This window comes from Bacteroidales bacterium (assembly GCA_014860585.1).
Lineage (GTDB): Bacteria > Bacteroidota > Bacteroidia > Bacteroidales > 4484-276 > RZYY01.
In genome coordinates this window covers 14,167-38,241 of record JACZJL010000122.1, presented here as the reverse complement: position 1 = coordinate 38,241, position 24,075 = coordinate 14,167, and the positions used below count along the sequence as shown (strand labels likewise).

23 protein-coding genes are annotated in these 24,075 nt (G+C 41.6%); 11 read left to right on the top strand and 12 right to left on the bottom strand.

Annotated elements, in window-relative coordinates; all coding sequences use genetic code 11:
* Positions 1–28: 28 nt before the first annotated feature.
* From IH598_13200 to IH598_13185, 4 genes are read right to left on the bottom strand one after another with little or no spacing between them, the layout of a single operon-like run.
* Positions 29–1,204 carry a metal ABC transporter permease gene (locus IH598_13200; GenBank protein ID MBE0639467.1) on the bottom strand — a complete coding sequence of 392 codons (1,176 nt, stop codon included), beginning with the start codon at positions 1,202–1,204 and terminating at the stop codon, positions 29–31.
* A 3-nt stretch (positions 1,205–1,207) separates the two neighbouring features.
* The gene (locus IH598_13195) at positions 1,208–2,317 is read right to left on the bottom strand and encodes a metal ABC transporter permease (protein ID MBE0639466.1); all 1,110 of its coding nucleotides are present in this window, start codon (positions 2,315–2,317) and stop codon (positions 1,208–1,210) included.
* Between the two features lie 15 nt (positions 2,318–2,332).
* Positions 2,333–3,070, bottom strand: a complete 738-nt coding sequence (locus IH598_13190; protein MBE0639465.1) for a metal ABC transporter ATP-binding protein — start codon at positions 3,068–3,070, stop codon at positions 2,333–2,335.
* Between the two features lie 9 nt (positions 3,071–3,079).
* On the bottom strand, positions 3,080–4,021 hold the full coding sequence (locus IH598_13185) for a zinc ABC transporter substrate-binding protein (GenBank protein ID MBE0639464.1): 942 nt from the start codon (positions 4,019–4,021) through the stop codon (positions 3,080–3,082).
* A gap of 595 nt (positions 4,022–4,616) precedes the next feature.
* Between IH598_13185 and IH598_13180 the strand changes: the two genes are divergently transcribed.
* A complete protein-coding gene (locus IH598_13180; GenBank protein MBE0639463.1) occupies positions 4,617–5,150 on the top strand; it encodes a helix-turn-helix transcriptional regulator in 534 nt (177 codons plus the stop codon).
* A gap of 20 nt (positions 5,151–5,170) precedes the next feature.
* Here the strand turns inward: IH598_13180 and ndk are convergent, their stop codons facing one another.
* Positions 5,171–5,590: a nucleoside-diphosphate kinase gene (ndk, locus tag IH598_13175; GenBank protein MBE0639462.1), complete on the bottom strand. Its 420-nt coding sequence runs from the start codon at positions 5,588–5,590 to the stop codon at positions 5,171–5,173.
* Positions 5,591–5,718: 128 nt separating this feature from the next.
* Between ndk and IH598_13170 the strand changes: the two genes are divergently transcribed.
* Genes IH598_13170 through IH598_13155 form a run of 4 tightly spaced genes read left to right on the top strand, consistent with a single transcriptional unit; the run spans position 5,719 to position 9,110 of the window.
* Positions 5,719–6,744: a bifunctional oligoribonuclease/PAP phosphatase NrnA gene (locus IH598_13170; protein MBE0639461.1), complete on the top strand. Its 1,026-nt coding sequence runs from the start codon at positions 5,719–5,721 to the stop codon at positions 6,742–6,744.
* 9 nt (positions 6,745–6,753) lie between these two features.
* A complete protein-coding gene (locus tag IH598_13165) occupies positions 6,754–7,284 on the top strand; it encodes an FKBP-type peptidyl-prolyl cis-trans isomerase (protein ID MBE0639460.1) in 531 nt (176 codons plus the stop codon).
* A gap of 21 nt (positions 7,285–7,305) precedes the next feature.
* Positions 7,306–8,166 (top strand): FKBP-type peptidyl-prolyl cis-trans isomerase, encoded by an 861-nt coding sequence (locus IH598_13160; protein MBE0639459.1) that lies wholly within the window; start codon positions 7,306–7,308, stop codon positions 8,164–8,166.
* A gap of 53 nt (positions 8,167–8,219) precedes the next feature.
* Positions 8,220–9,110: an FKBP-type peptidyl-prolyl cis-trans isomerase gene (locus tag IH598_13155; GenBank protein MBE0639458.1), complete on the top strand. Its 891-nt coding sequence runs from the start codon at positions 8,220–8,222 to the stop codon at positions 9,108–9,110.
* Between the two features lie 10 nt (positions 9,111–9,120).
* On the opposite strand, the gene cysQ is transcribed toward IH598_13155, so the two are convergent.
* The 3 genes from cysQ to IH598_13140 form a co-directional block, all read right to left on the bottom strand.
* Positions 9,121–9,924, bottom strand: coding sequence for a 3'(2'),5'-bisphosphate nucleotidase CysQ (gene cysQ / locus IH598_13150; protein MBE0639457.1), 804 nt, complete (start codon positions 9,922–9,924; stop codon positions 9,121–9,123).
* Between the two features lie 193 nt (positions 9,925–10,117).
* Positions 10,118–12,148 carry an excinuclease ABC subunit UvrB gene (gene uvrB, locus IH598_13145; protein MBE0639456.1) on the bottom strand — a complete coding sequence of 677 codons (2,031 nt, stop codon included), beginning with the start codon at positions 12,146–12,148 and terminating at the stop codon, positions 10,118–10,120.
* A 787-nt stretch (positions 12,149–12,935) separates the two neighbouring features.
* Positions 12,936–13,310: an RNA-binding protein gene (locus tag IH598_13140; GenBank protein MBE0639455.1), complete on the bottom strand. Its 375-nt coding sequence runs from the start codon at positions 13,308–13,310 to the stop codon at positions 12,936–12,938.
* A 266-nt stretch (positions 13,311–13,576) separates the two neighbouring features.
* On the opposite strand from IH598_13140, the gene IH598_13135 reads away from it, so the two are divergent.
* Genes IH598_13135 through IH598_13125 form a run of 3 tightly spaced genes read left to right on the top strand, consistent with a single transcriptional unit; the run spans position 13,577 to position 16,139 of the window.
* Complete coding sequence (locus IH598_13135) at positions 13,577–14,653, top strand: hypothetical protein (protein MBE0639454.1); 1,077 nt, start codon at positions 13,577–13,579, stop codon at positions 14,651–14,653.
* Positions 14,654–14,659: 6 nt separating this feature from the next.
* A complete protein-coding gene (locus IH598_13130; GenBank protein MBE0639453.1) occupies positions 14,660–15,457 on the top strand; it encodes a polyphosphate polymerase domain-containing protein in 798 nt (265 codons plus the stop codon).
* Positions 15,450–16,139, top strand: coding sequence for a DUF4956 domain-containing protein (locus tag IH598_13125; GenBank protein MBE0639452.1), 690 nt, complete (start codon positions 15,450–15,452; stop codon positions 16,137–16,139). The genes IH598_13130 and IH598_13125 overlap by 8 nt, the downstream gene beginning before the upstream one ends.
* Positions 16,140–16,197: 58 nt before the next feature.
* Here IH598_13125 and IH598_13120 read toward each other — a convergent pair whose 3' ends face one another.
* Positions 16,198–17,358, bottom strand: a complete 1,161-nt coding sequence (locus tag IH598_13120) for a hypothetical protein (protein MBE0639451.1) — start codon at positions 17,356–17,358, stop codon at positions 16,198–16,200.
* Positions 17,359–17,369: 11 nt separating this feature from the next.
* A complete protein-coding gene (locus tag IH598_13115) occupies positions 17,370–17,855 on the bottom strand; it encodes a sigma-70 family RNA polymerase sigma factor (protein ID MBE0639450.1) in 486 nt (161 codons plus the stop codon).
* A 199-nt stretch (positions 17,856–18,054) separates the two neighbouring features.
* On the opposite strand from IH598_13115, the gene IH598_13110 reads away from it, so the two are divergent.
* Complete coding sequence (locus IH598_13110; protein MBE0639449.1) at positions 18,055–18,603, top strand: hypothetical protein; 549 nt, start codon at positions 18,055–18,057, stop codon at positions 18,601–18,603.
* Between the two features lie 144 nt (positions 18,604–18,747).
* Here the strand turns inward: IH598_13110 and IH598_13105 are convergent, their stop codons facing one another.
* Complete coding sequence (locus tag IH598_13105; GenBank protein ID MBE0639448.1) at positions 18,748–20,214, bottom strand: sodium/proline symporter; 1,467 nt, start codon at positions 20,212–20,214, stop codon at positions 18,748–18,750.
* A gap of 108 nt (positions 20,215–20,322) precedes the next feature.
* Here IH598_13105 and IH598_13100 point away from each other — a divergent pair, with 108 nt between their 5' ends.
* Together IH598_13100 and IH598_13095 are read left to right on the top strand one after the other, a co-directional pair.
* Entirely contained in the window at positions 20,323–21,087 is a 765-nt protein-coding gene (locus tag IH598_13100) for a Mut7-C ubiquitin/RNAse domain-containing protein (protein ID MBE0639447.1), read from the top strand.
* A gap of 46 nt (positions 21,088–21,133) precedes the next feature.
* Complete coding sequence (locus IH598_13095) at positions 21,134–22,246, top strand: alanine racemase (protein MBE0639446.1); 1,113 nt, start codon at positions 21,134–21,136, stop codon at positions 22,244–22,246.
* 99 nt (positions 22,247–22,345) lie between these two features.
* On the opposite strand, the gene IH598_13090 is transcribed toward IH598_13095, so the two are convergent.
* The gene (locus IH598_13090; protein MBE0639445.1) at positions 22,346–24,040 is read right to left on the bottom strand and encodes a Zn-dependent hydrolase; all 1,695 of its coding nucleotides are present in this window, start codon (positions 24,038–24,040) and stop codon (positions 22,346–22,348) included.
* Between the last annotated feature and the right edge of the window lie 35 nt (positions 24,041–24,075).

Below are 24,075 nucleotides of genomic sequence, written 5' to 3'. Positions count from 1 at the left end.
TGTTACTGAAACTCCTCAATATCAATCGCTAAGAGTCGGTGAAGATGATGAACTCATTCCGTAAAGTTGTAAAACTTGGATGATATTTGGAGCCGATGAGGCTGTTGGCAGCTTCAACAAATTTTTTTCCCTTATCTGTGATCGAAATCAATTCCTTTTCAACAGTCACTATTCCCATATTTACTGATCGTTTCACAATTTTTTCGATAAAGGGCTGGTCCCATCCCAGGTGAAATGGCAGCTGGCCTTTCATTCGTTCTTGAAGATCATCATTTTCTCTGCTGTGGTTGAAAATATGAATGGCCAGGGTCATTTGAGCAAATTCAGTTTTTTGCCGGTTGCGGCGTTTCATGGCAGCAATCAATCCGCGTTCTGGAGCAAACAAATAAACAATAAAAAAAATCACCCCACACATTGTGGCCATAACTCCTGCAATGGAAGCATCGAAAAAACGCGCTATCCAATACCCCGACAGAGCGGCCAGCATACCTATCAAAACAGAGAACCAGATCATTTGCTTCAGCTTGTTGGTGAGCATGGAGGCAGTGGCTGCAGGGGCAATCATCAAAGCGATGACCAGGATTACGCCAACTACATCAAAAGCGCCGACAATTGTTACCGACACAATGCTCATGAGGGCGTAATTGAGCACTACGGGTATAAAGCCATAACTAGTGGCAAGATTGATATCGAAAGTACTTAATTTCAGCTCTTTAAAGAATATCCAGATAAAAAGCAGGTTAATTGTAAAAATGAGACTCATCACCCAGAGGCTTTTCGGTCCAAGATCAACATCATTATAGGTAAACCGGTCGAAAGGTGCAAATGCGATTTCACCCAGCAATACTGTATCGGTGTCAATGTGAATATTTCCGGCATTCATCGAAATTAAAATTACCCCGATACTGAAAAGCGCCGGAAAAACAAGCCCGGTAGCGGCATCTTCTTTGACCAATTTGGTATTGCTTACTGCCTCTGTCAGTGCAACGGTGATAACACCCATCAGGGCAGCGAGTATTATTAAAAAAGGTGAATGAATTGAATGTGTAATTAAAAATCCAATAGCAATACCCGGAAGGATGGCATGACTGATGGCGTCGCTGATCATCGACATTTTGCGAAGTACCAGGAAAACGCCAGGGATGGCACAGGTAACGGCCACAAGCATTGCAATCACGATAATTTCAATCTGTAAACCAATCATTTATTATCCTCCATTTTCGATGATTTGTTTGGCTTTATTGATACCTTTTTCAGTCAAACACCACTGCTTCATATCGATAAGGCGAATCAGGCCATTCTCAGATAACTTGTTTATTGTTACCTTATTGAAAGATGGCAATGGTTTAAGTATGCTTATCGAATGCAGGTGCTCCTGGTTTTCATGTTGGCCGCAGATTTGATAAATGTTAACCAACATGGTGTTTAATGCGATCCGTTTTTTGTTTTTCTGTTTTAAAAAAAACTGTGCAATCAGTCCACGCTGCGGTGCAAAAAGAAACGAAATTGCAACGATAAAAATGGATATCAGAACGATAACAGGACCTGTTGACAGGTTCGATGCAGTGGAGGAAATTGCTGTTCCAACCACTCCTGAAATTAATCCAAATATCGACGCAAGTATTGCCATTCTTTTTAGTTTGTTTGTCCATTGCCTTGCTGCTGCAGCCGGTGCTATTAACAGGGCACTCATCAGCACGACTCCTGCTGCCTGCAATCCCAGCACGATCGCAATCACTATCAGTGTATTAAGCAGAGTATCGAGTAATTTGATGTTAAATCCAATAGAATGAGCAAATTGAGGATCAAAGGTCAGTAGCTTGAACTCCTTCCAAAACAGGCCAACAATTGCGAAAACTGCGCCAGCGATAATCGAAATAGTGATCACATCCTGGCGAAGCATTGTTGCCGCCTGACCAAAAAGAAAAGACTCGAGTCCGGCCTGGTTAGCATTTGGCATCCGCTGGATGAATGTGATCAGCACCATACCAAATCCGAAAAACACAGCAAGAACAATGGCTAAGGCTGTATCGCTCTTTATCCGGGTATTGTTTGTAATGCTTGAAATCCAAATTGTTGCCAGCCATCCTGCGAGTGCTGCGCCAACAAAGAAAAACAACGAATTTTTTACACCTGTAATTAAAAAGGCTACGGCAATACCAGGCAATGAAGCATGCGCCACTGCATCTCCCAAAAGACTTTGCCTCCTTAGTACAGCCCAGGTTCCCAATAATCCACTCACCAAACCAAGCACTGCTGTACCCATTACAATGGTTTGGATCGTGTAATCGGTAAATAAATCAACAAAGAATTTCATTATTGCCATAATTCATTATTCAAGCACTGCAAGGTTAAACGATGTTCCGTAGGTTTTTTCCAGATTTTCGTTAGTAAAAACATCTTCAACCTTACCATCTGCAATCTTTTTTACATTCACAAAGACCATGTAATCAAAATACTCGGTAACTGTCTGCAAGTCATGGTGAACAGCAATAACCGTTTTGTTTTTTTCTTTCAGCTTCTTTAAAATGTTGATGATGGCTTTTTCGGTTGTAGCATCCACACCCTGAAATGGCTCGTCCATAAAATAAACATCGGCATGCTGCACAAGGGCCCTTGCCAGAAATACCCGTTGTTGCTGTCCCCCGGATAATTGATTGATTTGTCTGTTTGCAAAATCAGCAAGCCCCACTTCATCGATAGCCTGGAGTGCAATTTCTTTTTCTTTTCTTCCTGGTCGCCTGATCCAACCGATTTTTCCATAGGTTCCCATCAATACCGCATCGAGGACTGTAGTTGGAAAATCCCAGTCAACGCTGGTTTTTTGTGGAACGTATCCCACTCGTGGGCGCACACGCTGATAGGGTTCCCCAAAAATCTTTACAGTTCCTGCAAGGGGCTTCACAACCTCAAGTACCGATTTTATTAGCGTGGATTTACCAGCGCCATTCGGTCCAACAATGGCCATCATCACTCCCTCAGGAACATCAAGGTCAATATCCCACAGCACAGGTTTAAACTTATAGGCTACCGTAAGATCATGTATTTCAAGCGCTAATGATGATTTCATAATTTCATGTTATTTTAAAGCCTCCCTGATTGTTCTCATATTATGTTTATACATACCGACATAAGTTCCTTCGGGTGTACCTTCAGAGCCAAGCGCATCAGAGTAGAGTGTGCCACCCATCCTAATTTCAAAGCCCCGCGAGGCCACAGCTTCTTTTAACGCCTTTATATTTCGGTCTGATACTGAGGACTCAATAAAAACTGCAGGTATCTGGCGGTCAAAGATCACATCAGCCAGTTTACGCACATCTTTGGCTCCTGACTCTGAAATTGTGCTAATACCCTGTAATCCAATTACTTCAAAGCCAAATTCGTGGCCAAAATAACCGAAAGCATCGTGTGCAGTGATCAGCACACGGCGGGTTGAGGGAATTTGTTCAACACTTTCCGAAATGAAATTTTCGAGATCTGTCAATTCCTGCAAATAACGCTGCAGGCTTTGACTGTAATAAGCTGCATTTTTTTCATCCATCTCAATCAAGGATTTAGTTATAAAGATGGCAGCCTGTTTCCAATTCTGTACACTGAACCAGATATGTGGATCATACAATTCCTGGCCGCCCTCACTTTTGATAAGGTCTTCTTTATCCAGTGCATCAGCTAAAGCTATGGAATTGATATTTCGTTGTTTCATTTTTCTGAAAATGTCCTCCAGCCGTCCTTCGAGATGCAAACCGTTATAAAAAATTACATCAGCATCGAAAATCCTAAAAACATCACCCTCTGTGGCTTTGTACAGATGGGGATCAACACCGCTTCCCATTAGCCCGGTAAGATTGATGCTATCACCACAAATCTGATAAACCAGATCAGTGATCATCGTTGTTGTAGCGACGACATTGAGTCGGGATGAGCTTTTAAAGTCTACCCTGTTGCTCATTGTTCCACATGAGACGAATACAATAAAAAATGTATTGAGAATCAGATAGAAGTTGAGTCCATTCAATTTCATATTCAACATTTAGAATTTATAATACCAAATAGGTGCAAAAATAGCGAATTTGGGAGACAAATTTTATTTGACTCATTTTTCTGCTTTCTCTCAAAAACAGGAAACTCATCAAAAAACGAAAAAAAAATGATTCGACGTGAAGTAGGGGGGAAGTACTTCTTCAAGTTTTCTGGAATGACATTATCAACGTTTAAATACCGGTAAGCAAAATCAGAAAACATTGCTAATTTACATTTCTAAAATTAAAATTTAATGTTACATGTGTAATCATCAGCCTTAAATAGTGATGATAATTGTAAAAATAGATAATTTTCTTTAATCAATTGTATTATAAATTTGTTAGTCGTTATTAATCTGTCATTTACATAATTTACATCAAGCCATGTTTGAAGATAATTTTAATTGTTTAAATCACTCAGATCAAAATTTAATTCATAATATTAAAATATTGTATATCAAGTTTTTAATATGTTTAAACTAAATAATCAATTCAAAAGTATACAATTGTACATCATTAAAACAAATGTAAATTTTAATAAATTACATAAGTAAATGAATAATAATATACTTTTGTAAAAAATAAATTTGCAGAACGATGGATGAAATTCATGATCGGATTGCATTGGTCATTTCAACAAAAGGAATGACGAATGCCGAGTTTGCTGAATCAATTGATGTACAGCCTTCAAATATTTCTCACATTATGTCGGGAAGGAACAAGCCAAGCCTTGATCTTGTAATGAAGGTGCTAAAACGGTTTCCTGAATTGCGGACAGAATGGCTCCTACACGGCAAGGGCGCCATGAACAAGGATTATAATCTGTTTGATTCAGACCAACTCCCGCCAGCAAAAAAACAGGAACCACTGCTTTTCAAAAGTGTTTCAGATGAAAACAAAGAAGTTGTGGGGAATAAGGAATTGAGGACTGATCAGTCTATGGAGCCTCCAACGGTGCAGAGTTTAAAACAAGAAGTTAAGGATGAAGAGCCTGTAAGGTACGAAAACCGACAGGATGCCAGAAAAAAGGAAACTAAAGCATTACATTTTTCTGCAAATGGTAAAAAGCTTGAAAAGATCGTTTTGTTTTTTGACGATCTGACTTTCAAAGAATATTACCCAAGTGAATGATTGATCAAGCGTATCAGAAATCAGAACCGCTCAAACTTTGAGAAAAAGAAGTCAGCCTCGATGCTGGCATTAGCATCACTGTCGGAGCCATGGACAGCATTGGCTTGCAGATTTGTTCCGAAATCATATCGAATTGTTCCTTTTTCGGCATTCTGTGGGTTAGTGGCGCCGATTAGTTTTCGATATTCATCAACAGCGTTCTCCTTTTCAAGTATTGCGGCAATTATCGGACCTGAGGACATAAATTCCACGAGGCTCTCAAAAAAAGGTTTACCGTTATGAACAGCATAGAAGGACTCTGCTTGCTCTTTGTTCAATTTAACGAGTCTCATGGCTGAAATTCTAAAACCAGCATCTCCAATTCTGGCTAATATGTGCCCGGCGTATCCTCTTTTCATCGCCGTTGGCTTAATCATCGTAAAAGTGATATTTCCTCTCATGCTGAATTGTTTATTAATTGCGGCAAAAATAGTCAAGAATGAAAAAACAGCCTGCATTTAACGTTTTTTATTATAGCTTTGCAGCCTTTTTCAGGAATTGAATCACGTAAATATAATTGTAGTTTCCATTGAACAAGACTGATCTTGATAAACTTACCGGCCTTTTTTCAAAACAACTCAATATTGTTATCACTTCACATTTCAACCCTGATGGCGATGCTGTTGGATCGGTTATGGCTGTTTATCACATCTTAAAGCAGATGAATCATCATGTGACAATTGCTTTTCCTAATCATTTCCCATCTTTTTTAGGTTGGATAAAAGATAGTGAGAACTCATTGTTTTATGATCGTAATAAAACTGAGATAGAGAAGGCATTGAAAACAGCTGACATCATTTTCTGCCTGGATTACAATGCCCTCAACAGGTTGGGAGAAATGGAAGTACCTCTTCAGAAAGCAGTTGGGATCAAAATTCTGATCGACCATCATCCCAACCCGGAAATTGAGCGATTTCAGTATGTCTTACATGACACTTCAGTTTCATCAACTGCTGAACTGGTTTATGATTTCCTGCAAATGCTTCAGTTCAATGATCGGATAAATCAAGCCGCAGCAGAAAGTCTTTATGCTGGAATAATTACAGATACCGGCTCATTGAGTTTTAATTGTAACCAATCAAGAACCTACAGGATTGTTGCTGATCTTGTTGACAGAGGTGTTCATGCGGAACGACTGCATCGATTGATTTATGATAATTTTTCTGAAAAAAGGATGCGTTTGCTGGCCTATGCTTTACATCAAAAAATGGAAATAATTGTTGGGCAAAGAACCGCGTTGATTCCTTTGACATTGGACGAGTTGGAGCAATTTGATTTTCAGCAGGGAGACACCGAGGGTATTGTGAACTTCCCTTTATCTATCAGAACAATAAATTTATCCATTTTACTAACACAACGTAAAGACCGGATCAGGATATCGTTTAGGTCAAAAGGTGATTTTCCTGCCAATGAAATTGCTACGAAATACTTTATTGGAGGTGGACATCGAAATGCTGCCGGTGGCGACTCATTTGTGCCAATGGAAGAAACTATCAGAAAAATAAAGGAGATCTTACCTTTGTACTTTAGCCAACTTGATTTTGATGTCAAATAAACTGAATTGATGAAAAATTCAACATATTTCAGTTTTTTGTTAGCAGGCCTCACAGCACTTTTTAGTTGCGGGGAGCAAGGAACATCCGGAGAAACTAAATTTGACGAAAACAAGCTCAGAGAGCCTTTGATCGAAGCAAATAAAAATATTGTTGATACTGAAGATCAAATCATCCAAGACTTCATGACCAGATATGGATGGGAAATGGAAAAGACAGGCACAGGTCTTCGTTTTGCAATTGTCGAGCAAGGCAATGGCATAAAGGCAGAAAAAGGTAAAATTGTCGTCATGGATTATAATGTCAGATTGTTAAATGGGGATTTGATTTATTCGTCCGAACAAACCGGGTTTAAAGAGTTTGAAATCGGCAGGGGTGGGGTTGAGACTGGACTTGAAGAAGCTATTCTGCTCATGAAAGTCGGGGACCGGGCAAGAGTTATAATTCCATCACATCTGGCTTGGGGGCTTACTGGCGACCAAAATAAGATACCACCGAGATCAACGCTTGTTTATGAAATTAAAGTCATTGATTTTAAATAATTTAGTTAAATGAATAGGATAATGAATACACGTTTTGTTTTTTTTGTAGTAGTTGTAACCTTTATTTTCACAATTTTTTCCGGATGTAAAAGGGGAGATGGTTTTAAAGAGAGCTCTTCCGGTTTGAAATACAAGTTTCACCTACAAAATAAAGACTCTGTCCAGGTTGTAGCATTTGACATCGTAAATGTCTTGATGAATTACAGGACAAAAGATACCATGCTTTTCCAAAGTGGAATGAACCCAATTTCTTTTCAGGTTAACCCTAAGGAGAATGGCGATTTACCGGAGGGAATCATGATGATGAGAATTGGCGATAGTGCCACTTTTGTAATGAGTCCCGAAAAGTTTTTCATCAGTATGATGAATTACAGGGAGTTACCTGCTATTGTAAAAGATCAGAAAGAGATTTACTTTGATATTAAGCTCTTAAAGATTTATCCCGAGCCTCCGGTAATGAAGGCAGAAAGAATGGATGCCGTTAACCGTAAATCAGTTGAAGGCGAGCTGATCGAAAAATATGTGATGGAAAAGAACATTACTGCCAAGCCTACTGCCAGTGGTTTGTATTTTGTCGAAATAATCCAGGGAAGCGGAAAAAAAGCTGAAGCAGGGAAAAGAGTGAAAGTTCACTTTAAAGGCTCTCTGTTTGATGGTAAGGTATTTGACTCCTCCTATGAACGCAACAGGCCGGTGGTGTTTACGCTTGGTCAGGGTGAAATGATTCCTGCGTGGGACGAGGCTATTGCGATGATGGCCGAAGGTGGAAAAGCTTTATTGATTGTGCCATCTGCCCTTGGATATGGTGCAGAGCAAAGAAACAATATTAAACCATTTACCCCACTGGTATTTGAGGTTGAACTTATCGAAGTTGTTAATTAATTCTTTTTTAAATATTTACATTCACTTTAATCACAAACAAATCATTTAATTTTATGAAAACAAGAGTTTTATGCTTGTTAACAGCATTGCTGATTTCAGGTACTTCTTTTACTTCCTGCCAGACAGGAAAATCGGGTGAGATTGATTTCGAACTTACCAAAACAGGGATCGGTTATTATTTTCACGTGCAGAACGAAGATTCCAAAGCTCCGGCTGAAGGCGATATTCTGACGCTGCGTCTTACTTACGGTACACCTGATACTGTTTATTATTCAAGCGACATGAACCCGGGTGGCAACATGATGCTTCCAATGAGTAAACCTCAAAATGAAGGCGATCTCTTTGAAGCTTTGGCTATGATGCATCTGGGTGACAGTGCCAGTTTTATGGTTAATGCCGAAACTTTTTTCCTCAAAACAGCAGGCTTCCCCGAAATTCCGGCCTTTGCTGCAGGTGTTGAGAAATTGCTGTTTAATGTTTCATTAGATAAAATTCAGACTGAAGCTGAAATTCAGGCTGAGTTTGAAGCTGAGATGCTTGAAGCACAAGCAGATGAAGATATTAAAATTCAGGAGTATCTCACAGCAAACAATATTAACTCTGCACCAACTGAATCTGGAATGTATTACATCGAACAGGTGAAAGGTACCGGAGCAGCGCCAGAGGTAGGGGATAAGGTGAAGGTTCATTACACGGGAACATTGCTGGATGGTACAAAGTTCGATTCTTCTGTTGACAGAGGTCAGCCGTTTGAATTTACACTTGGTGTAGGCCAGGTAATTAAAGGCTGGGACGAAGGTATTGCAATGATGAACATTGGAAGCAAAGGAAAATTTGTTCTACCATCCCGCATGGCTTACGGTGAGCGTGGAGCAGGCAGAGATATTCCACCTTATGCACCACTGGTGTTTGAAGTAGAATTACTGGATGTCATTAAGCAATGATTCATTTTGCCTAAATGATCTTTTTCCTGGCAATAAAACCAGGATTTAAAAGATTTTCTTTATTATAAATCAAGGGGGCGTTGGTGTCTTTGTTGACCACTTCGCCCCCTGATATTTCCAGAATTGCCTGTGCGGCTGCAGTGTCCCATTCGTAGGTAGGAGCAAAACGGGGATAGATGTCGGCGGCGCCTTCGGCAATAAGACAAAACTTGAGTGAGCTGCCTATGGAGGTCAGGGAGATTTCGCCGAACTTTTCAGTCAATTGATTGATGTAATCTGAAGTTTCCTGGTTTAAATGGGATTTGCTGGCTACCACGGTCAGCATTTTCTTTTTTTTGATGATTGGCAATGGCTCAGCATGATGAAGGATTTCATCCGGATTAATGGTATTTTCCTTCACAACAGCTTTATATGCTTTGCTTAAATGCTCAGAGCCAAAATAAAGTGTTCGCATGGGAGGGCAGTAAACCACCCCCAAGACTGGTCTATTTTCCTTTACAAGGGCGATGTTCACCGTAAACTCGTCATTGTGTTTGATAAATTCTTTCGTTCCATCCAGCGGGTCAACGATCCAGAGTAACTTCCACATTTTCCGTTCTTTAAAAGGGTTGTGTTTTCCTTCCTCGCTTAACAGCGGGATTCCAGTTGGTTTAAGCGCTTCAGCAATTACATGGTGGGCGCTCCGGTCGGCAATGGTAAGCGGGCTGTGGTCGCTTTTGTAATCCACATCGAACGGCTTGTTGTAATGTAGCATGATTTCGTCGCCAGCAGCGATGGCGGCTTTAATAGCTATGAAAAGCAATATTTCTTCCATGTTGTCAGGTTGCGGGTGATAGCAAATTCTAATTTCCTTGTTAAGGCAGTAGTCCAACCCATACTGGGTTGTAAATTATTAAAGTATTCTCCTTTTTCTATTATAGTCTAACCCATACTGGGTTGTCCGATTCTTGTTTCATTTTCCCTTGCTAAAGCTTAAATCTTCAATCTCAAATCATCCTACTTAAGGATCATTCTTTATCTAGCGTTTTCAGCCTTGCCTCGAGCCCGAAAAGCTCGTCGCGAAACTGGGCTGCTCTAATGAAATCCAGCTCTTTGACCACCTCTTCCATCTTTTTACGGGTTTGTTTGATCGCTTTTTCGATCTCTTCTTTGGACATGTATTTCACCACCGGATCGGCAGCCACGTCAATTTCGGTGTTTTCAATGTATGCCTTTCCTTTTGGCATCTGGGCGCCTGCCACCGAAGTCTGACCCATTATGTCATTGAACGATTTGGTAATCTGGGTGGGTGTTATGTTGTTTTCCTCGTTGTACCGGATCTGGATTTCGCGGCGGCGGTTGGTTTCATTGATGGTTTTTCTCATGGATTCGGTGACTGTGTCGGCATACATGATCACTTTTGAGTTGATGTTCCTTGCGGCGCGTCCTGCCGTTTGGGTCAGGGAGCGCTCTGAGCGGAGGAACCCCTCTTTGTCGGCGTCGAGGATGGCTACCAGCGAAACCTCCGGCAGATCGAGTCCTTCGCGCAGCAGGTTGACACCAACCAGCACATCAAAATCGCCCAGCCTCAGCTCGCGCATGATCTTTACCCGTTCCAACGTTTCCACATCGGAATGAATGTATCGGCTCTTGATGTCAAGGCGGGTGAAATATTTATACAGCTCCTCAGCCATGCGTTTGGTGAGGGTGGTCACGAGAATGCGTTCGTTGCGTTTTACCACAATGTCAATCTCTTCGAGCAGGTCGTCAATTTGGTTGAGGCTTGGACGGACTTCGATCACCGGGTCGAGGAGGCCGGTCGGGCGGATGAGTTGTTCCACCACCACCCCTTCGCTGCGCATCAGCTCGTACTCGGCAGGTGTGGCGCTCACGTAAATGGTTTGCCCGGTGATGGCTTCAAACTCGTCGAATTTCAGCGGGCGATTGTCCAGCGCCGAGGGCAGCCTGAATCCATATTCTACCAGCGTTTGCTTACGCGAGCGGTCGCCGCCGTACATTGCTCTGATCTGCGGCATGGTCACGTGGCTTTCATCCACGATCAGCAGAAAATCGTCGGGGAAATAATCCAGCAAGCAGAACGGGCGAGTTCCCTGTTTGCGTCCGTCGAAATAGCGGGAGTAGTTTTCGATGCCGGAGCAGTAACCCAGTTCGCGCATCATCTCGATGTCATAGCTCACCCGGTCTTCGAGTCGTTTGGCCTCGAGGTTTTTGCCGTTATCCCGGAAATATTCGGTCTGGCGAAACATATCCTGTTGGATTTCAAGTACTGCCGATTTCATCTTCTCCTTTGAAGTCACAAAAATATTGGCCGGGTAAATCACAATCTGATCGTAGGCTTCCAGCTCCTTTCCCGAAACAGGATCAAAACTGAGCAGCTCTTCCACAGCATTGTTCCAAGTCACCAGCCGGTAAGCAAAATCGGCATAAGCAGGGAAAACATCAATCACATCGCCCTTCACCCTGAAGTGGCCGTGCCGGAACTCGATCTCATTTCGCGAGTAAAGCGACCCCACCAGGCTCAGTAGAAAATCGTTGCGGTGCATCGCCTGTCCCACTTTCAGGTGGATTACATTGTTGGTGAAATCGTCCGGGTTGCCGATGCCGTAGATGCAGCTCACCGAAGACACCACAATGATATCGCGCCTGCCCGAAAGCAGCGACGAGGTGGTACTCAGCCGCAGTTTCTCAATTTCATCATTGATCGAGAGGTCTTTTTCGATGTAGGTGTTGGTGCTCGGAAGAAAAGCCTCCGGCTGGTAATAGTCGTAGTAAGAGACGAAATACTCTACGGCATTTTGCGGGAAAAACTGCTTAAACTCACCGTAAAGCTGCGCAGCCAACGTTTTGTTGTGGCTCAGCACCAGCGCAGGACGGTTCACTTCGTTCAGCACATTGGCGATGGTGAAGGTCTTCCCTGAGCCTGTTACTCCTTGTAGCACCTGCGCCATATCATTACGGTTCAGTCCCTCCACCAATTGCCGGATGGCATCCGGCTGATCGCCCGTAGGTACAAATTCGGATGTGAGTTGAAATTTCACCGGATAAAAATGTTTTGGGCAAAAATAGCAGGAAAATGGGAAAGGGGGAATAAATTTTACCTCAAAAACCCTGGCAGGTACTTCGTACCCTGACAGGTTTCATGCGCCGATTAACCGTTGAGACAAGGCATGCCTTGTCTCAACTGCATGCTTTGTCTCAACATCTCACCCTCCCCGGCAACGAACCCTGACTGGGTTTCAAACCCAATCAGCGCTATCCAAAAAATCTTTCCGCCGTTTTATATCATTCCGCTACTTTTTGTTGTTGGGCTGATGGTTTATAATTGTTGGGGGTGAAGTCTTTAAGCTTTTCTTTTGCTTAGCCATGTCTCACTCCGTGTTATATGTTCATCCTGCGAAACAGTCCGGCCATATTTGATGTCATCTTCGCTCATTTGTAGCATCAAATCCTTCTCTTTGGTTAATGGAGTGGGTTTGCATTTTATACCAATTGTAATTATAAAATGGTCCAAACCATTTTATAATTTTACAATGGTAAATACCGATGCTACTTGAAAATAGTACAATGAGACGAAGTCGAAATTGGACTATATTGAAAGTGCAATCGGTATTAGTTGTTCCCGTAAAGAGTAGATTTTTTGGCGAAGAAAGTTGGTCTTCATTATTAATAGTCATTGTTTTATCAATCAATTTTGAGCGTAGGCTAAATTCCCAACAAAAAAGGCTGCCTCAGATTTGAGACAGCCTTTTGTTTAGCTTACACAGGATTACTCCTGTGGGCAAGAATTTTCACATAAGGTTTGTTACAGTAACAGTCCAACACTTATTAGTAAGAGGAACGTCTGTCGCCACCGCCTCTGCGGTCGCCACTGCCACCTCTGTTGTATCCACCGCCACTACCGCCGCCACTTCTGAAATTACCGCCGCCACTTCTTGGAGCACTTCTCCTTGGGCCGCCTTCGCGTTTTTCAGATTCATTGACTACGATAGTTCTGCCGTTGACTTCTGCGCCGTTCAATTCTTCAATAGCCTTCTTGGCTTCTTCGTCATTGGGCATCTCAACAAAACCAAAACCTTTGCTTCTTCCGGAAAATTTGTCAGAAATGATCTTTGCTGACGTAACCTCACCGTACTCTTCAAAAAACTCTTGCAGTTCGCTCTCTTCTAATGTAAAGGGCAAACTTCCTACGAAAATGTTCATAATAAATAATTAAATATGTAATGAGAACTAAAAACAATCGGTGGCAAAAGTAATTGATTAATCGTTACCCCAATATTTTTTTGATTATTTTATTATTAATTCACGAAATCATTTGCAATTGCAGATTGTCAAAGGCCTGATTTAAGTTAATATAGTTACTTTTGCTGCTGATTATTTTACAAATTTTGAAAACTATAACAACTATTAGACACTAACTAGCTGATTAATAACTATTTTTACTAATTTCAAGCAATAATAACGTTTTGATGAGGTACAGATACCGTAAGTATTTTGCATTGCTGATTGTTTTCTTGATTCTTGGGATTGTCTTTTTTTTCCCTTTCACAGTACCTTTTAATTTCAGGTCCACAGCATGGATACAACCAATTAAGAAATGGACGCTCAGGGCTGACCTGGAAGGTAATTTTTATGGTGAATTGACTAACTATAAAACCGGCGCCATCGAGTTATCAACCAGTTACAGGTTTGAACGTGGCGATATTGCCACACTCTCGCTCAGGGAAGGAATGGCAAATAATGTAATTGTGGATTCTGGAGACACACTTGGATTTCTTTATTCAAGGCTGGTGGAAGAACGAATCCAGCAGCTTAAAAATCTCTCGGCAGTTGAAAAAAAACAATTACAAAGCAGCAGCACAGGTGAAAAAGTCGAGATCGTTGAAAATTTAAAACAAAAACTTACCCTGGCAGAACAGAATTTTGATTTCTCCCGGAAAAACTATGAACGTTTATCAAAACTGTTCCAGGATAGTGTCATTACCGAAAGTGAGTTTGAAATTGCTGAAACTGAATACCTTTCGGCCATCACAAATATTGAAATTGCAAAAAGTGACTACGAAATCGCAAAAACAGGTCAAAAACCTGAAGAAATCAGACTCATTCAAGAGCGGATAGATGCATACGAAAATGAGATTGAATTTTTGCTCGAAACAAAAACAAAATACCTGCTGCAATCACCTGTTTCAGGTAAAATGGTTTTTACGCATTATCTGACAGAACAAACTGAATACATTTCAGTTACCGATACTTCAGGATTTATTCTTTACATCCCGGTAAAATTTCCATACAAACCTTACCTCACCAGTAATATGGAACTTGAGTTTATGATCCCTGGCATTGATGAGCGTATTAGCGCCGAAATTATTGACATTTCTGACCGTGTTGAACAAATCAAATCAGACCAGGTAATCTTTATTAAAGCTATTGTGAAAAAGAAATCCCCACTCATAGTACCAGGACTTTCAGTACAGTGTATTTTTCTTGGTGAACAAATTTCATTGCGGGAATATATCAAAAGAACCATGGACATATTTTTCAGGTAAAACGTTATGCCACTGCGATACGAATTTAAATATTTTGTGCCAAACAGTAAGATGGACATGCTGAGAAGCATGATTTCACCTTTTATGAAGTATGACAAATTTGCCGAAAAAATGCCGGATCATCAGTATACTGTGCGAAGCATTTACTTCGACACTCCGGAATACAACTGCTATTTTGAAAAGTTGGAAGGGATCAAACACAGGAAGAAATTCAGGTTGAGGGGTTACAACCTGCCGGGCGAAGACAATGTCAAAGTTTTTTTTGAGATCAAGCGCAAGTATGAAGATCCGATTATGAAAAACAGGGCTCCGGCAGAATACGAAAAGGCGCTAAGTATGTTTAATGGTGGCAGTGTTAACGATTATTTACCCGATAAAACAAAATATCCTTTGGCAGAGGATAACCTCAAGCGTTTTTTTTATCATTTCCATTCAGATCATCTGAGGCCTATCATTACTGTTATTTACGAAAGGGAAGCGTTTATCGGATTACATGATGAAGGAATCAGGGTAACTTTCGATAAAAACCTTCGCAGTGTTGCTTTTCCGTCGATTGATGAGTTGTACAATGAAGAACGGGTGCGCCGCTCGCTCAAGGATAAATTTATCCTCGAGGTGAAATTCAACGATCATTACCCTGCCTGGATGAAGTCTATCATTGGTACTTTAGGACTAAAACGCCAATCGGCTTCCAAGTACGTTATCTCGATAAAAACCCACAATTTCGTGAAACCTCAGAAGTTGCCTTCGATTTATTCTCACTCAAGGATTTTTAAAAATAAATACTACAAGCGCGATGTTTGAAGATTTTCAAAATTTTGATCTTTTCCCGGTAACCATTTACACGGTCATTGGAAACTTGTTGGTTTCATTTCTTTGTGGAGTGATCATTTCACTTGTTTACCGATTTGTGTATAAAGGGCCAAGCTACTCGGTTACCTTTGTCAATTCGCTGGTTATTCTATCGATGATTACCTCTGTCGTGATCCTGGTCATTGGTAATAACCTTGCACGTGCTTTTGGCCTTGTGGGAGCAATGTCCATCATCCGGTTTCGAACCGCTGTAAGGGATGTCCAGGATATTGTGTTTATTTTCTTTGCATTAGGTGTGGGTATGGCTGCAGGAGTTGGGCTCTACTCTGTAGCCATTTCAGCAACCCTGCTCATTAGTTTGGCCATCATCCTGCTCTCAATAACCAATTTTGGCCAGACTAAAAAGCGCGAATTTCTCCTGCAACTGTCTTATTTCAGCAATGAGGATAACGAATTGCAGATCGAACGGATATTAAAAAAACATTGCCGGAAAATGAAATTGGTTAACCTGAAAAATGTTGGATCTGATAATGTGCTGGAAGCCTTCTATCATGTATCTCTCAAACAGGAAAAAAGAAATTCATTGCTGGTTTCTGATCTGAACGAATCCAAGATTGTACTCAATGTCAATCTTTACTTCGATGAAGATGATGTGAACCCACCGACTTATTAAAAGCCTTTTGTACGTATCTCCTTCCCCGGTGTTGATCTGTTTTTACCTTTGTTAAATTTTACTCTATTGCCGCTTTGTTTCTGCTAAGGCGAATATTGAAATTTTCACTTAATGCGAAAAAGGTCTCTTTTCTTCCGTCTCCTTCTGTGGTTTGATAAATTGGTAGCGCTTCAGATGCTATGGTAAGCAGGTCTTTTCCTTTTTCGGTTACCGAGCTAAGCATTGGGTTGAACACATTTTCGATGGGCTTTTGTTTCTTCCCGGATACACTGTTGGTCATCCTGGCGATCATACGGCCGGCAGTGCTGTTTTCAGCTTCTGTTTCCTTTGTCTGGCCATCCCGGAACAACATGTAAGTGAATATTGAAGAAATATCATCTCTTTTCTCAATGATGGATTCATATTCACGCTGAACAAGCATTTCGGAACTAAATGTTCTTCGCGTCATTGCAGTAAGGTCAGAGTTATTTTTCTCAACATTTGTGGCTTTAGTAGTTGAAATTTCTGGAGCCAACTGTTTGGGTTCGCCTGAACCGGATGGACTTTCCAAATTTGTATTCACCTCTGGCAATTCAGAAGAAACCGGGAGAGGCTCAGAAAGTTGATTGTCAGGCGGTGAAATTTCAGTTTCAATTAATCCGGGTTGCTCCAATTTTACAACAGGAACAGTTTGATCATTTCTGTTGAAATTTTGGTTGCTTGTGTTCCAAAAAAGGCTGAATGCAATGAGCAATAATGCTGCAATCGAAGTTCCCCATTGGACTATAGGTTTGTACCACCATAAAAGTATGATCTTATGCTTCAGGCTTTTCTTTTTGTCAAAAATAATTGTTGGATCACTTTTAAGGTAAGTCCTTTTAAATAGCTTTATTTCATTCACTACCTGAGGGTTATTTTCAACAAACATCGTAAACAGTTGAGATTCTGAAGGTGAAAGATCATTTTCGAGACTGGCAATGACAAAATGCTCCCAGTTATTTTGATTTATCCTGCCAACAGCCTGAACTTCAATTTTCCTGAGATTTTTTTTGTTTGGATAAACTAACAAGTCATCATGAATGAGTTTTGAAGTGGTCGCATGCTTAAAATCAAAAAATTCATCCTGAAGATCGGGGTTATTTTTGAGAAACAATGCAAGGTTTTTCTTCTCCTGGTCATCAAGATTAGATTCCCAGTAGTCGAGGAAAAAAGCACCATAATTGTCTCTGTTGATTTTCATCATTTATTTCATTAAATCACCACGTCCATACTTCCGATGTATTGCTTCAAAGTCATACGCGCCCTGTAAATATAAACTTTCACCTGCGGCTCACTCAGCCCGGTAATGTTACCAATTTCCTTATAGGAATATCCTTCATAATCACGCAACATCACCACAGTCCGTTGTATCTCCGGGAGTTTTCCAACAGCATCTTCAAGTACTCTGCTGAGATCAGAAAACTGGTAATCTTCTGCACTCCGGCTGTGTAAACCATTTGAAAATGCTGCCTTGTGCTTATTTTTCCTGATCTCATCAATCATAAAGTGATATGCTGTAGTAAACAAATAAGATTTTGCTTTTTCGAAATCTATACTTTCATGCTTTTCCCATAAACGGAAAAAGGACTCCTGTACAATATCTTTCGATGCCTCATCATCACAGGTATTTTTCAGGATAAACCTGTAAACACCGTCGGAAAAGGAATCTACACAACGATTATATTCAGGTACAGTCATCAAATAAGCTTATTCATTTTGTACAATTACTTAAACGAACGAAGGTTTTAAAAGTTACAATAATTATTCAAAAAAAAAGCATCAAAACGTTTCTATAAGAAAATATAAATATATTTGCGCTCTTTTTCAGTTGCTTTGTGAAATTGAGATTTTAAAGGATCTGTTTTTATTCTATTTACTAACAAAAACATTTTAAACTATGATCAAAAACTTTGATAAGGTTAAAGGTCAGTTAATTGAACTGGCTGAGGCACTAAACAAATTCAACTCTGAAAATGTGCAATTGAAGCTTATCGATCTTCTTTTTGGAGATTCAGAAAAGGAAAAACAAATAGAAAAAGTGGCAGTTATACCTGTTGCTGAACCGCAAGAAAAGCGTAAACGTCCGGGACGCCCTCCAAAATTCCCGAAAGACAAAGAACCAAAACAACCAAAAACTTCAAAAGAACAAAAGCCACCCAAGGCTGAAAAAGCGCCCAAGCAGCCTAAAGAGAAGAAAGTTAAGGAACCAAAAAGACGCTCAACAGAGAGACCAGGTCCAAGTGCAATACTCAGGCAGTTAGTGGATACCGACTATTTCAACACCAAGCGAACAATCGGTGATATTGTGAATCATTGTGTGGAATTTTTTAAATTTGAATATAAAAGTACCGATCTTTCGGGAACACTCGCCAAGCTGGCTAAAGACGGCATATTGAGCAGGGAAAAGAACCCCGAATCCAACCAGTTTGAGTATATTAAAGCATAGATAAATTTTACTCAGCAGCACATGCCTGGTCACCTGATGGTCAGGCATTTTGCTTTTTAGAACATGAAATCAACACTTTTGCAGTAGTAATTGGAAAGTGGTCAATTTTATCTGAGATAATGTTTTAATCTCATTGTCAATTGTTTACACGCTTTTATTGTGTAATTTGGGTTTTATTGTATATGAGGTAACGACTCCGATAAATAAAGCAACCAAGAATGTCAGTAAACGGGCTGTAACGATCTTGTCCATCCCGGTGCTTATCCAAATAATGGTAAAAAGCATTCCTGAAATGATGGTAATAATGACTGCACGACCATGAAATTTTTTCCAGAAAAGTGTTAGTAAAACCACAACGGAGAAAGTCCCTCCAATTCCTGCCCACACATAACTGACAAGGGTGAAAATCAGGTTGGCCGGCGACAGGTAAGCCAAAAAAAGTGCAATGATAGCAAGTAAAGCTGTAATGAATCGTGATTGAAGCAAAGCACCGGTGTGGGATTTGTCAGTTTTCAACCAGGGTTTAATCAGGTTTTCGGATAATTCAGTTGCAGATAAGATCAACAACGAGTCCGCTGTTGATATCATGGCTGCAATGGCGCCTGTAATGAGAATTGCGGCTATCGCCGGTGGAAATACCTTTAGAATCACCGCGGGCATAACATATTCCTGGTCAGTAAGACCTTCCGGTCCAAACATCGCCAATCCGATCCATCCAATCAATAATGCGCCGATATAAGCAATCACTGTCCAGGCAATGCCGATATTGCGTGCGCGTACGGCCTGCTTTTTACTCTTAATCGCCATGAACCGCATAGTTAATTGAGGCTGCCCTCCCAGATAGCCGAAAAACCACGAGAAACCTCCGACAATAACAACTCCTGCCATGAAGCCGTTGAACGATCCCGACAAAGAGCCGTATTGCGGACCGGCTTTTTGGAGTGCAATTTCCACAGATTGTGCATAAAGTTCAGGGTGATTGGAGAGATAGATCAACCCTGCAACAGGTCCGATAATCAGTGTAGTGATCATGATAATGGCCTGAATGACATCGGTATAAACCACGCTTCTGAAGCCTCCATAAATGGTGTAGGGAACGATGATCAGGGCTGTAAGCAGCATTCCGGCTGCAGGATTGAGTCCAAACATGGCGTGAAGGGTCTTCCCTCCACCAAGAAATTGTGCACCGATATAAAAGAAAAAGAAGAAAACGATAGTAAAACTCCCTATAATCCTGATCCATTTCCCGGATTCGCTGTGTTTTTTAGCAAGGTACTCAGTGAAAGTTTCCACATCGAATTGCTCTGCTTCATCGCGCAAGCGCCAGGCCAGGAGCGCCCAGGCTGTGATAATGCCAGCTACACACCCCAGTGCAGTCCAAATTTCAAGCAGCCCGGTAGCATAAGCTGCACCTGGCAACCCTAAAAGTGCCCACGAAGACTCACCGGTTGCACGTTCCGAAAGCGCAGCAACCCAACCAGGGAGGTTTCGGCCGGCAATGGCATAATCGCTTGTAGATTTTACCTTTCTCCCCTGGTAGATACCCCAGAGGATAAGCAATGATAAATAAGTGATCATTACGATCAGCAGTTGGGTAGAATCAGTGAGCATCGTTTTCATTTTTAAATTATACAGGGCAAATTTAGTGTTTTCAATTACATGTTGATCACCATCAGGTTGTCGGATAATTTTGATAATTTTGAGCCAAAATTGTGTTTAATGGTGCCTGAGAGAAAAGCAGAGTTCAGGTTTTATGAGGAGTTGAACGACTTTTTACCCAAAAACAAAAGGAAAAAAAGTTTCAGCTACAGCTTTAAATACAACCAAACGGTCAAAGACGCCATTGAATCGTTGGGCATCCCTCACGCCGAGGTTGACCTTATTCTGGTTAATGGTGAATCGCAGGATTTCAGTTATACCTTGCAAAATGGCGATTTTATTTCGGTTTACCCGGTTTTCGAAAGTATTGACGTCCGCGAAATTTCGAAACTGAGAGCCAACCCTCTGCGCGAAACCAGATTCGTCCTTGATGTACACCTTGGGAAACTTTGCAAATATTTGCGGATGCTGGGTTTTGATACTTATTACCGCAATGACCTGGATGATGATGAAATTGTGAAGATTTCCATCACTGAAAACCGAATTATCCTTACCCGTGATATCGGTATTTTAAAGAACGGCCAGGTCACACACGGTTATTGGGTTAGGTCACAAGACTCGAAAAAGCAGCTTTGGGAGGTGATCAGGAGATTTGATCTTCAGAATGAGTTGCGCCCTTTTTACCGGTGTATTGTCTGCAACGGATTGATCGATGAAGTGGCAAAGAGCGATATTGAACATCAGCTCAGAGAGAATACGAAAGCTTTTTTTAGTCATTTTTATCAATGCCAGACGTGCGGAAAGATTTACTGGGAAGGATCACACTACGAAAACATGCAGGAATTTGTGGACAATGTGATTTCGGGAAAAAACCGAAAGCTTTAATGCGTCAATCTCAATTCATTCAATCATTAACCTTTCATAATAACACATGCTGATGCAGCTAAAACGCCCTACTTTGCTACTTGACCATAACAAATGCCTAGCCAACATAAGTTTTATGGCCGAAAAGGCTGCCAGGCATCAGGTTGTTTTCAGACCACATTTTAAAACCCATCAGTCGGCTGAGATCGGAAGTTGGTTCAGGGATTTCGGAGTAACCAGGATTACAGTTTCTTCGGTAACGATGGCCGAATATTTTGCCAAAAACGGTTGGAATGACATTACCATTGCTTTTCCGCTTAACCTGGCTGAGATGGATGAAATCAATGATTTGGCAGGCAGGATCACTCTGAATGTGCTTGTCGAAAATCCGGAAGCAGTTGAAGCACTGGCGAAGTGGGTCGGGCATCCGGTGAATATTTTCGTTAAAATTGATGCAGGTTATCACCGGACGGGAATCGAAGTGGAGAAACAGGAAGAAGTACTCCGGCTGGTACAAATCATCAACAGTAAAAACAAATTGACTTTCAAAGGATTGATTGTTCATAACGGAAATACTTATCAACACGCCAATCCGGCAGCCATTTTGAACATTCATAATCAAAGTTTGGTAAAACTGCGAACGCTCAAAACCTTTTTGCTCGAAAAAGGAATCGTTCCAATGCTTTCCGTTGGCGATACACCAGCATTGTCGCTCACAGAAAACCTTGATGGTGTTGATGAAATACGTCCCGGCAATTTTGTCTTTTACGACCTGATGCAACAGAAACTGGGTTCATGCAGGTACAATCAGATTGCCGTCGCCCTGGCCTGCCCTGTGGTGGCAATTCACCCGGAAAGGCTGGAAGTGGTGATCTATGGCGGCGCCATACATCTCTCAAAGGAATTTATCCCTGATGAAAATGGCAACCCCACATTCGGCGAGGTGGTGTGGCTGAACGAAAAGGGCTGGTCGGAACCGGTTGGGCACACCTTTATTAAATCACTTTCGCAGGAACACGGCATCATCAAAACCACCCGCGAAAACATTTCCAGATTCTATCCCGGTCAATTTGTCGGAATTCTGCCTGTTCATTCCTGCTTAACCACTAACCTTGCATCCCGACTGATTACTTTGGATGGGCAAGCGATTGATACCATAAGAAGTTTTACTGACAGATGATATCAGCTATAGCTCAAGCTTCCTGGCTTATATTCAAACAAAACCCTCCAACCTGACAGCGAATTGGAGGGCTTCTAAAAAGTCAGATAATAGTAGTTCTTATTTGAGTCCGACCATTTCGGGACCTTGTTTAAAATAGATGTCAACCGGGATACCGCCATCGTTGAGACGGGCAAGGTCAATGCTGAGGCTTTCCCGCAGATTGCCGTCGGCGTCAATCCAGGCTTTGGCAGCGTCGTAATCGCCGTCGCCCTGAATGGTCATAATCTTGTCAACCAAAACATTCATGGCTTCTATCATTTTTTCGAGGTTGATGGTGTAATAGCCTTCGTCGCTACGTGTGTAAGCGCCAAAATCTTCGAAGAAGTTGAATCGCATCATGTTTGCTTTTCCATGGGCGCTGGCCGTGCCAAAGCGGCTGGAGCGGAATACGCCGGCGAAAAAGGTAACGAAATTGTCCATCAGTTCACCATCGGTGATCTCACCTTTTTCACGCAGTTTGGTTACCAGCCACAATCCCATGATGTCGGCCTTGCCTTCTTCGATGGAAGAATAGGTTTCTTTCAATGCTTCCCTGGCCGGCCCTTTGCCTGTGACGGTATTTTTAACCCCCATTCCGTGGGCAACTTCGTGGAACATGGTATTGGCAAAGAAAGCGTCAAAGGTGACGTGTTTTTGCTGAGCGGGATCAATCAGCTTTTCAGCGATGGGAACAAGGATTTTGTCAAATTTGGCTTTCATCGAATTTTTCAGTTGTAACTTCCGTGTACCCTTTGCTACATGTACTTCCGGGTCGTTGGGCAGGTTGATGGCGATGGTTTTGCTCCCTGCGTTGCAGTCGCCGGCGTAGTAAATGGCATCGTAAGCATTGAGGTCAGAATCGGAGCCTGGGATCTCTGTTTTATATTTTTCGTTCGTTGGTATTTCAGTTTGCAGCTCAGGCAACATGGCGGCAAATCTTTGCAGGCGGTCGCTCCATTCCGCGTCTTTGATCAGAATAAAGGACTCATAAGCTGCCTTGTAGCCAAAAAGTTGATCTTCATAATTTTCGATTGGCCCGACAACAAAATCCACATTGGAATCTTTCATATCCATCCAGGCCATATCGCTCGCCTGGTAATCGTCGGTGAGCAGTGCTTCTGCGCGCAGGTTCAGGTAGTTTTTCAATCCTTCATTGGTCGAAATACCTGCAGCTTTTTGCAATAACTCTGCAGCTTTTTTAATGTAAGCCTCATATGCCTCATGATACCAGATTACTTTCAGGTTGCCGTCGTTGTCGCGGCGAATAAGGGTATACTGACTTGATTTGAAGGGATGATCCAGGCTTTCAAACTCTTCCTTTGTCATATCTTCCGGGTAGAAATTGGCGCCGTCCGGTTTCGGTCCGATGTTCGTCAGGTAGGTTTCGTTGTTGCCCATCCGGTCCCATGGTCCGTAATGAATTTTTGCAAATTTGCGGGCATTTTCATCTTTAATCCGGCTCAGAAAATCATCCCTGTTCCCGATGGCTTGTTTCCAGTAAAGGTCTTCCATAATCTGAGCGGCTTCAAAAAGCAAGGGCAGGATTTCACGTTCGCTGGCTGTAAGGTGACTCAGGTCTGAGGTGAGTTCAAACTCAGCAAATTCGTTCAACTTTTCCTGCATATCGATGCCGGGAAGTGGTTCAAAATCAACCCCCTGGGGTATAATTCCTGCACGCTGGTCCTCATCATTTAAGACAGGGGAGGGGTTTGTACATGAAAATTGCATCATAGCGAAAGCTGTTAGCACGATTAAAAAAGTTAAATTTTTCATTTCCAGTTCATTTGGTTAATTAATAATATTTGTTG

What these genes read in the sequence shown, in the direction of transcription:
- IH598_13200 (MBE0639467.1), bottom strand. Translation starts at nt 1,204, where the DNA reads ATGATTGGTTTACAGATTGAAATTATCGTGATTGCAATGCTTGTGGCC.
- IH598_13195 (MBE0639466.1), bottom strand. Translation starts at nt 2,317, where the DNA reads ATGAAATTCTTTGTTGATTTATTTACCGATTACACGATCCAAACCATT.
- IH598_13190 (MBE0639465.1), bottom strand. Translation starts at nt 3,070, where the DNA reads ATGAAATCATCATTAGCGCTTGAAATACATGATCTTACGGTAGCCTAT.
- IH598_13185 (MBE0639464.1), bottom strand. Translation starts at nt 4,021, where the DNA reads ATGAAATTGAATGGACTCAACTTCTATCTGATTCTCAATACATTTTTT.
- IH598_13180 (MBE0639463.1), top strand. Translation starts at nt 4,617, where the DNA reads ATGGATGAAATTCATGATCGGATTGCATTGGTCATTTCAACAAAAGGA.
- ndk (MBE0639462.1), bottom strand. Translation starts at nt 5,590, where the DNA reads ATGAGAGGAAATATCACTTTTACGATGATTAAGCCAACGGCGATGAAA.
- IH598_13165 (MBE0639460.1), top strand. Translation starts at nt 6,754, where the DNA reads ATGAAAAATTCAACATATTTCAGTTTTTTGTTAGCAGGCCTCACAGCA.
- IH598_13160 (MBE0639459.1), top strand. Translation starts at nt 7,306, where the DNA reads ATGAATACACGTTTTGTTTTTTTTGTAGTAGTTGTAACCTTTATTTTC.
- IH598_13155 (MBE0639458.1), top strand. Translation starts at nt 8,220, where the DNA reads ATGAAAACAAGAGTTTTATGCTTGTTAACAGCATTGCTGATTTCAGGT.
- cysQ (MBE0639457.1), bottom strand. Translation starts at nt 9,924, where the DNA reads ATGGAAGAAATATTGCTTTTCATAGCTATTAAAGCCGCCATCGCTGCT.
- IH598_13140 (MBE0639455.1), bottom strand. Translation starts at nt 13,310, where the DNA reads ATGAACATTTTCGTAGGAAGTTTGCCCTTTACATTAGAAGAGAGCGAA.
- IH598_13135 (MBE0639454.1), top strand. Translation starts at nt 13,577, where the DNA reads ATGAGGTACAGATACCGTAAGTATTTTGCATTGCTGATTGTTTTCTTG.
- IH598_13130 (MBE0639453.1), top strand. Translation starts at nt 14,660, where the DNA reads ATGCCACTGCGATACGAATTTAAATATTTTGTGCCAAACAGTAAGATG.
- IH598_13125 (MBE0639452.1), top strand. Translation starts at nt 15,450, where the DNA reads ATGTTTGAAGATTTTCAAAATTTTGATCTTTTCCCGGTAACCATTTAC.
- IH598_13120 (MBE0639451.1), bottom strand. Translation starts at nt 17,358, where the DNA reads ATGAAAATCAACAGAGACAATTATGGTGCTTTTTTCCTCGACTACTGG.
- IH598_13115 (MBE0639450.1), bottom strand. Translation starts at nt 17,855, where the DNA reads ATGACTGTACCTGAATATAATCGTTGTGTAGATTCCTTTTCCGACGGT.
- IH598_13110 (MBE0639449.1), top strand. Translation starts at nt 18,055, where the DNA reads ATGATCAAAAACTTTGATAAGGTTAAAGGTCAGTTAATTGAACTGGCT.
- IH598_13105 (MBE0639448.1), bottom strand. Translation starts at nt 20,214, where the DNA reads ATGCTCACTGATTCTACCCAACTGCTGATCGTAATGATCACTTATTTA.
- IH598_13100 (MBE0639447.1), top strand. Translation starts at nt 20,323, where the DNA reads ATGGTGCCTGAGAGAAAAGCAGAGTTCAGGTTTTATGAGGAGTTGAAC.
- IH598_13095 (MBE0639446.1), top strand. Translation starts at nt 21,134, where the DNA reads ATGCTGATGCAGCTAAAACGCCCTACTTTGCTACTTGACCATAACAAA.
- IH598_13090 (MBE0639445.1), bottom strand. Translation starts at nt 24,040, where the DNA reads ATGAAAAATTTAACTTTTTTAATCGTGCTAACAGCTTTCGCTATGATG.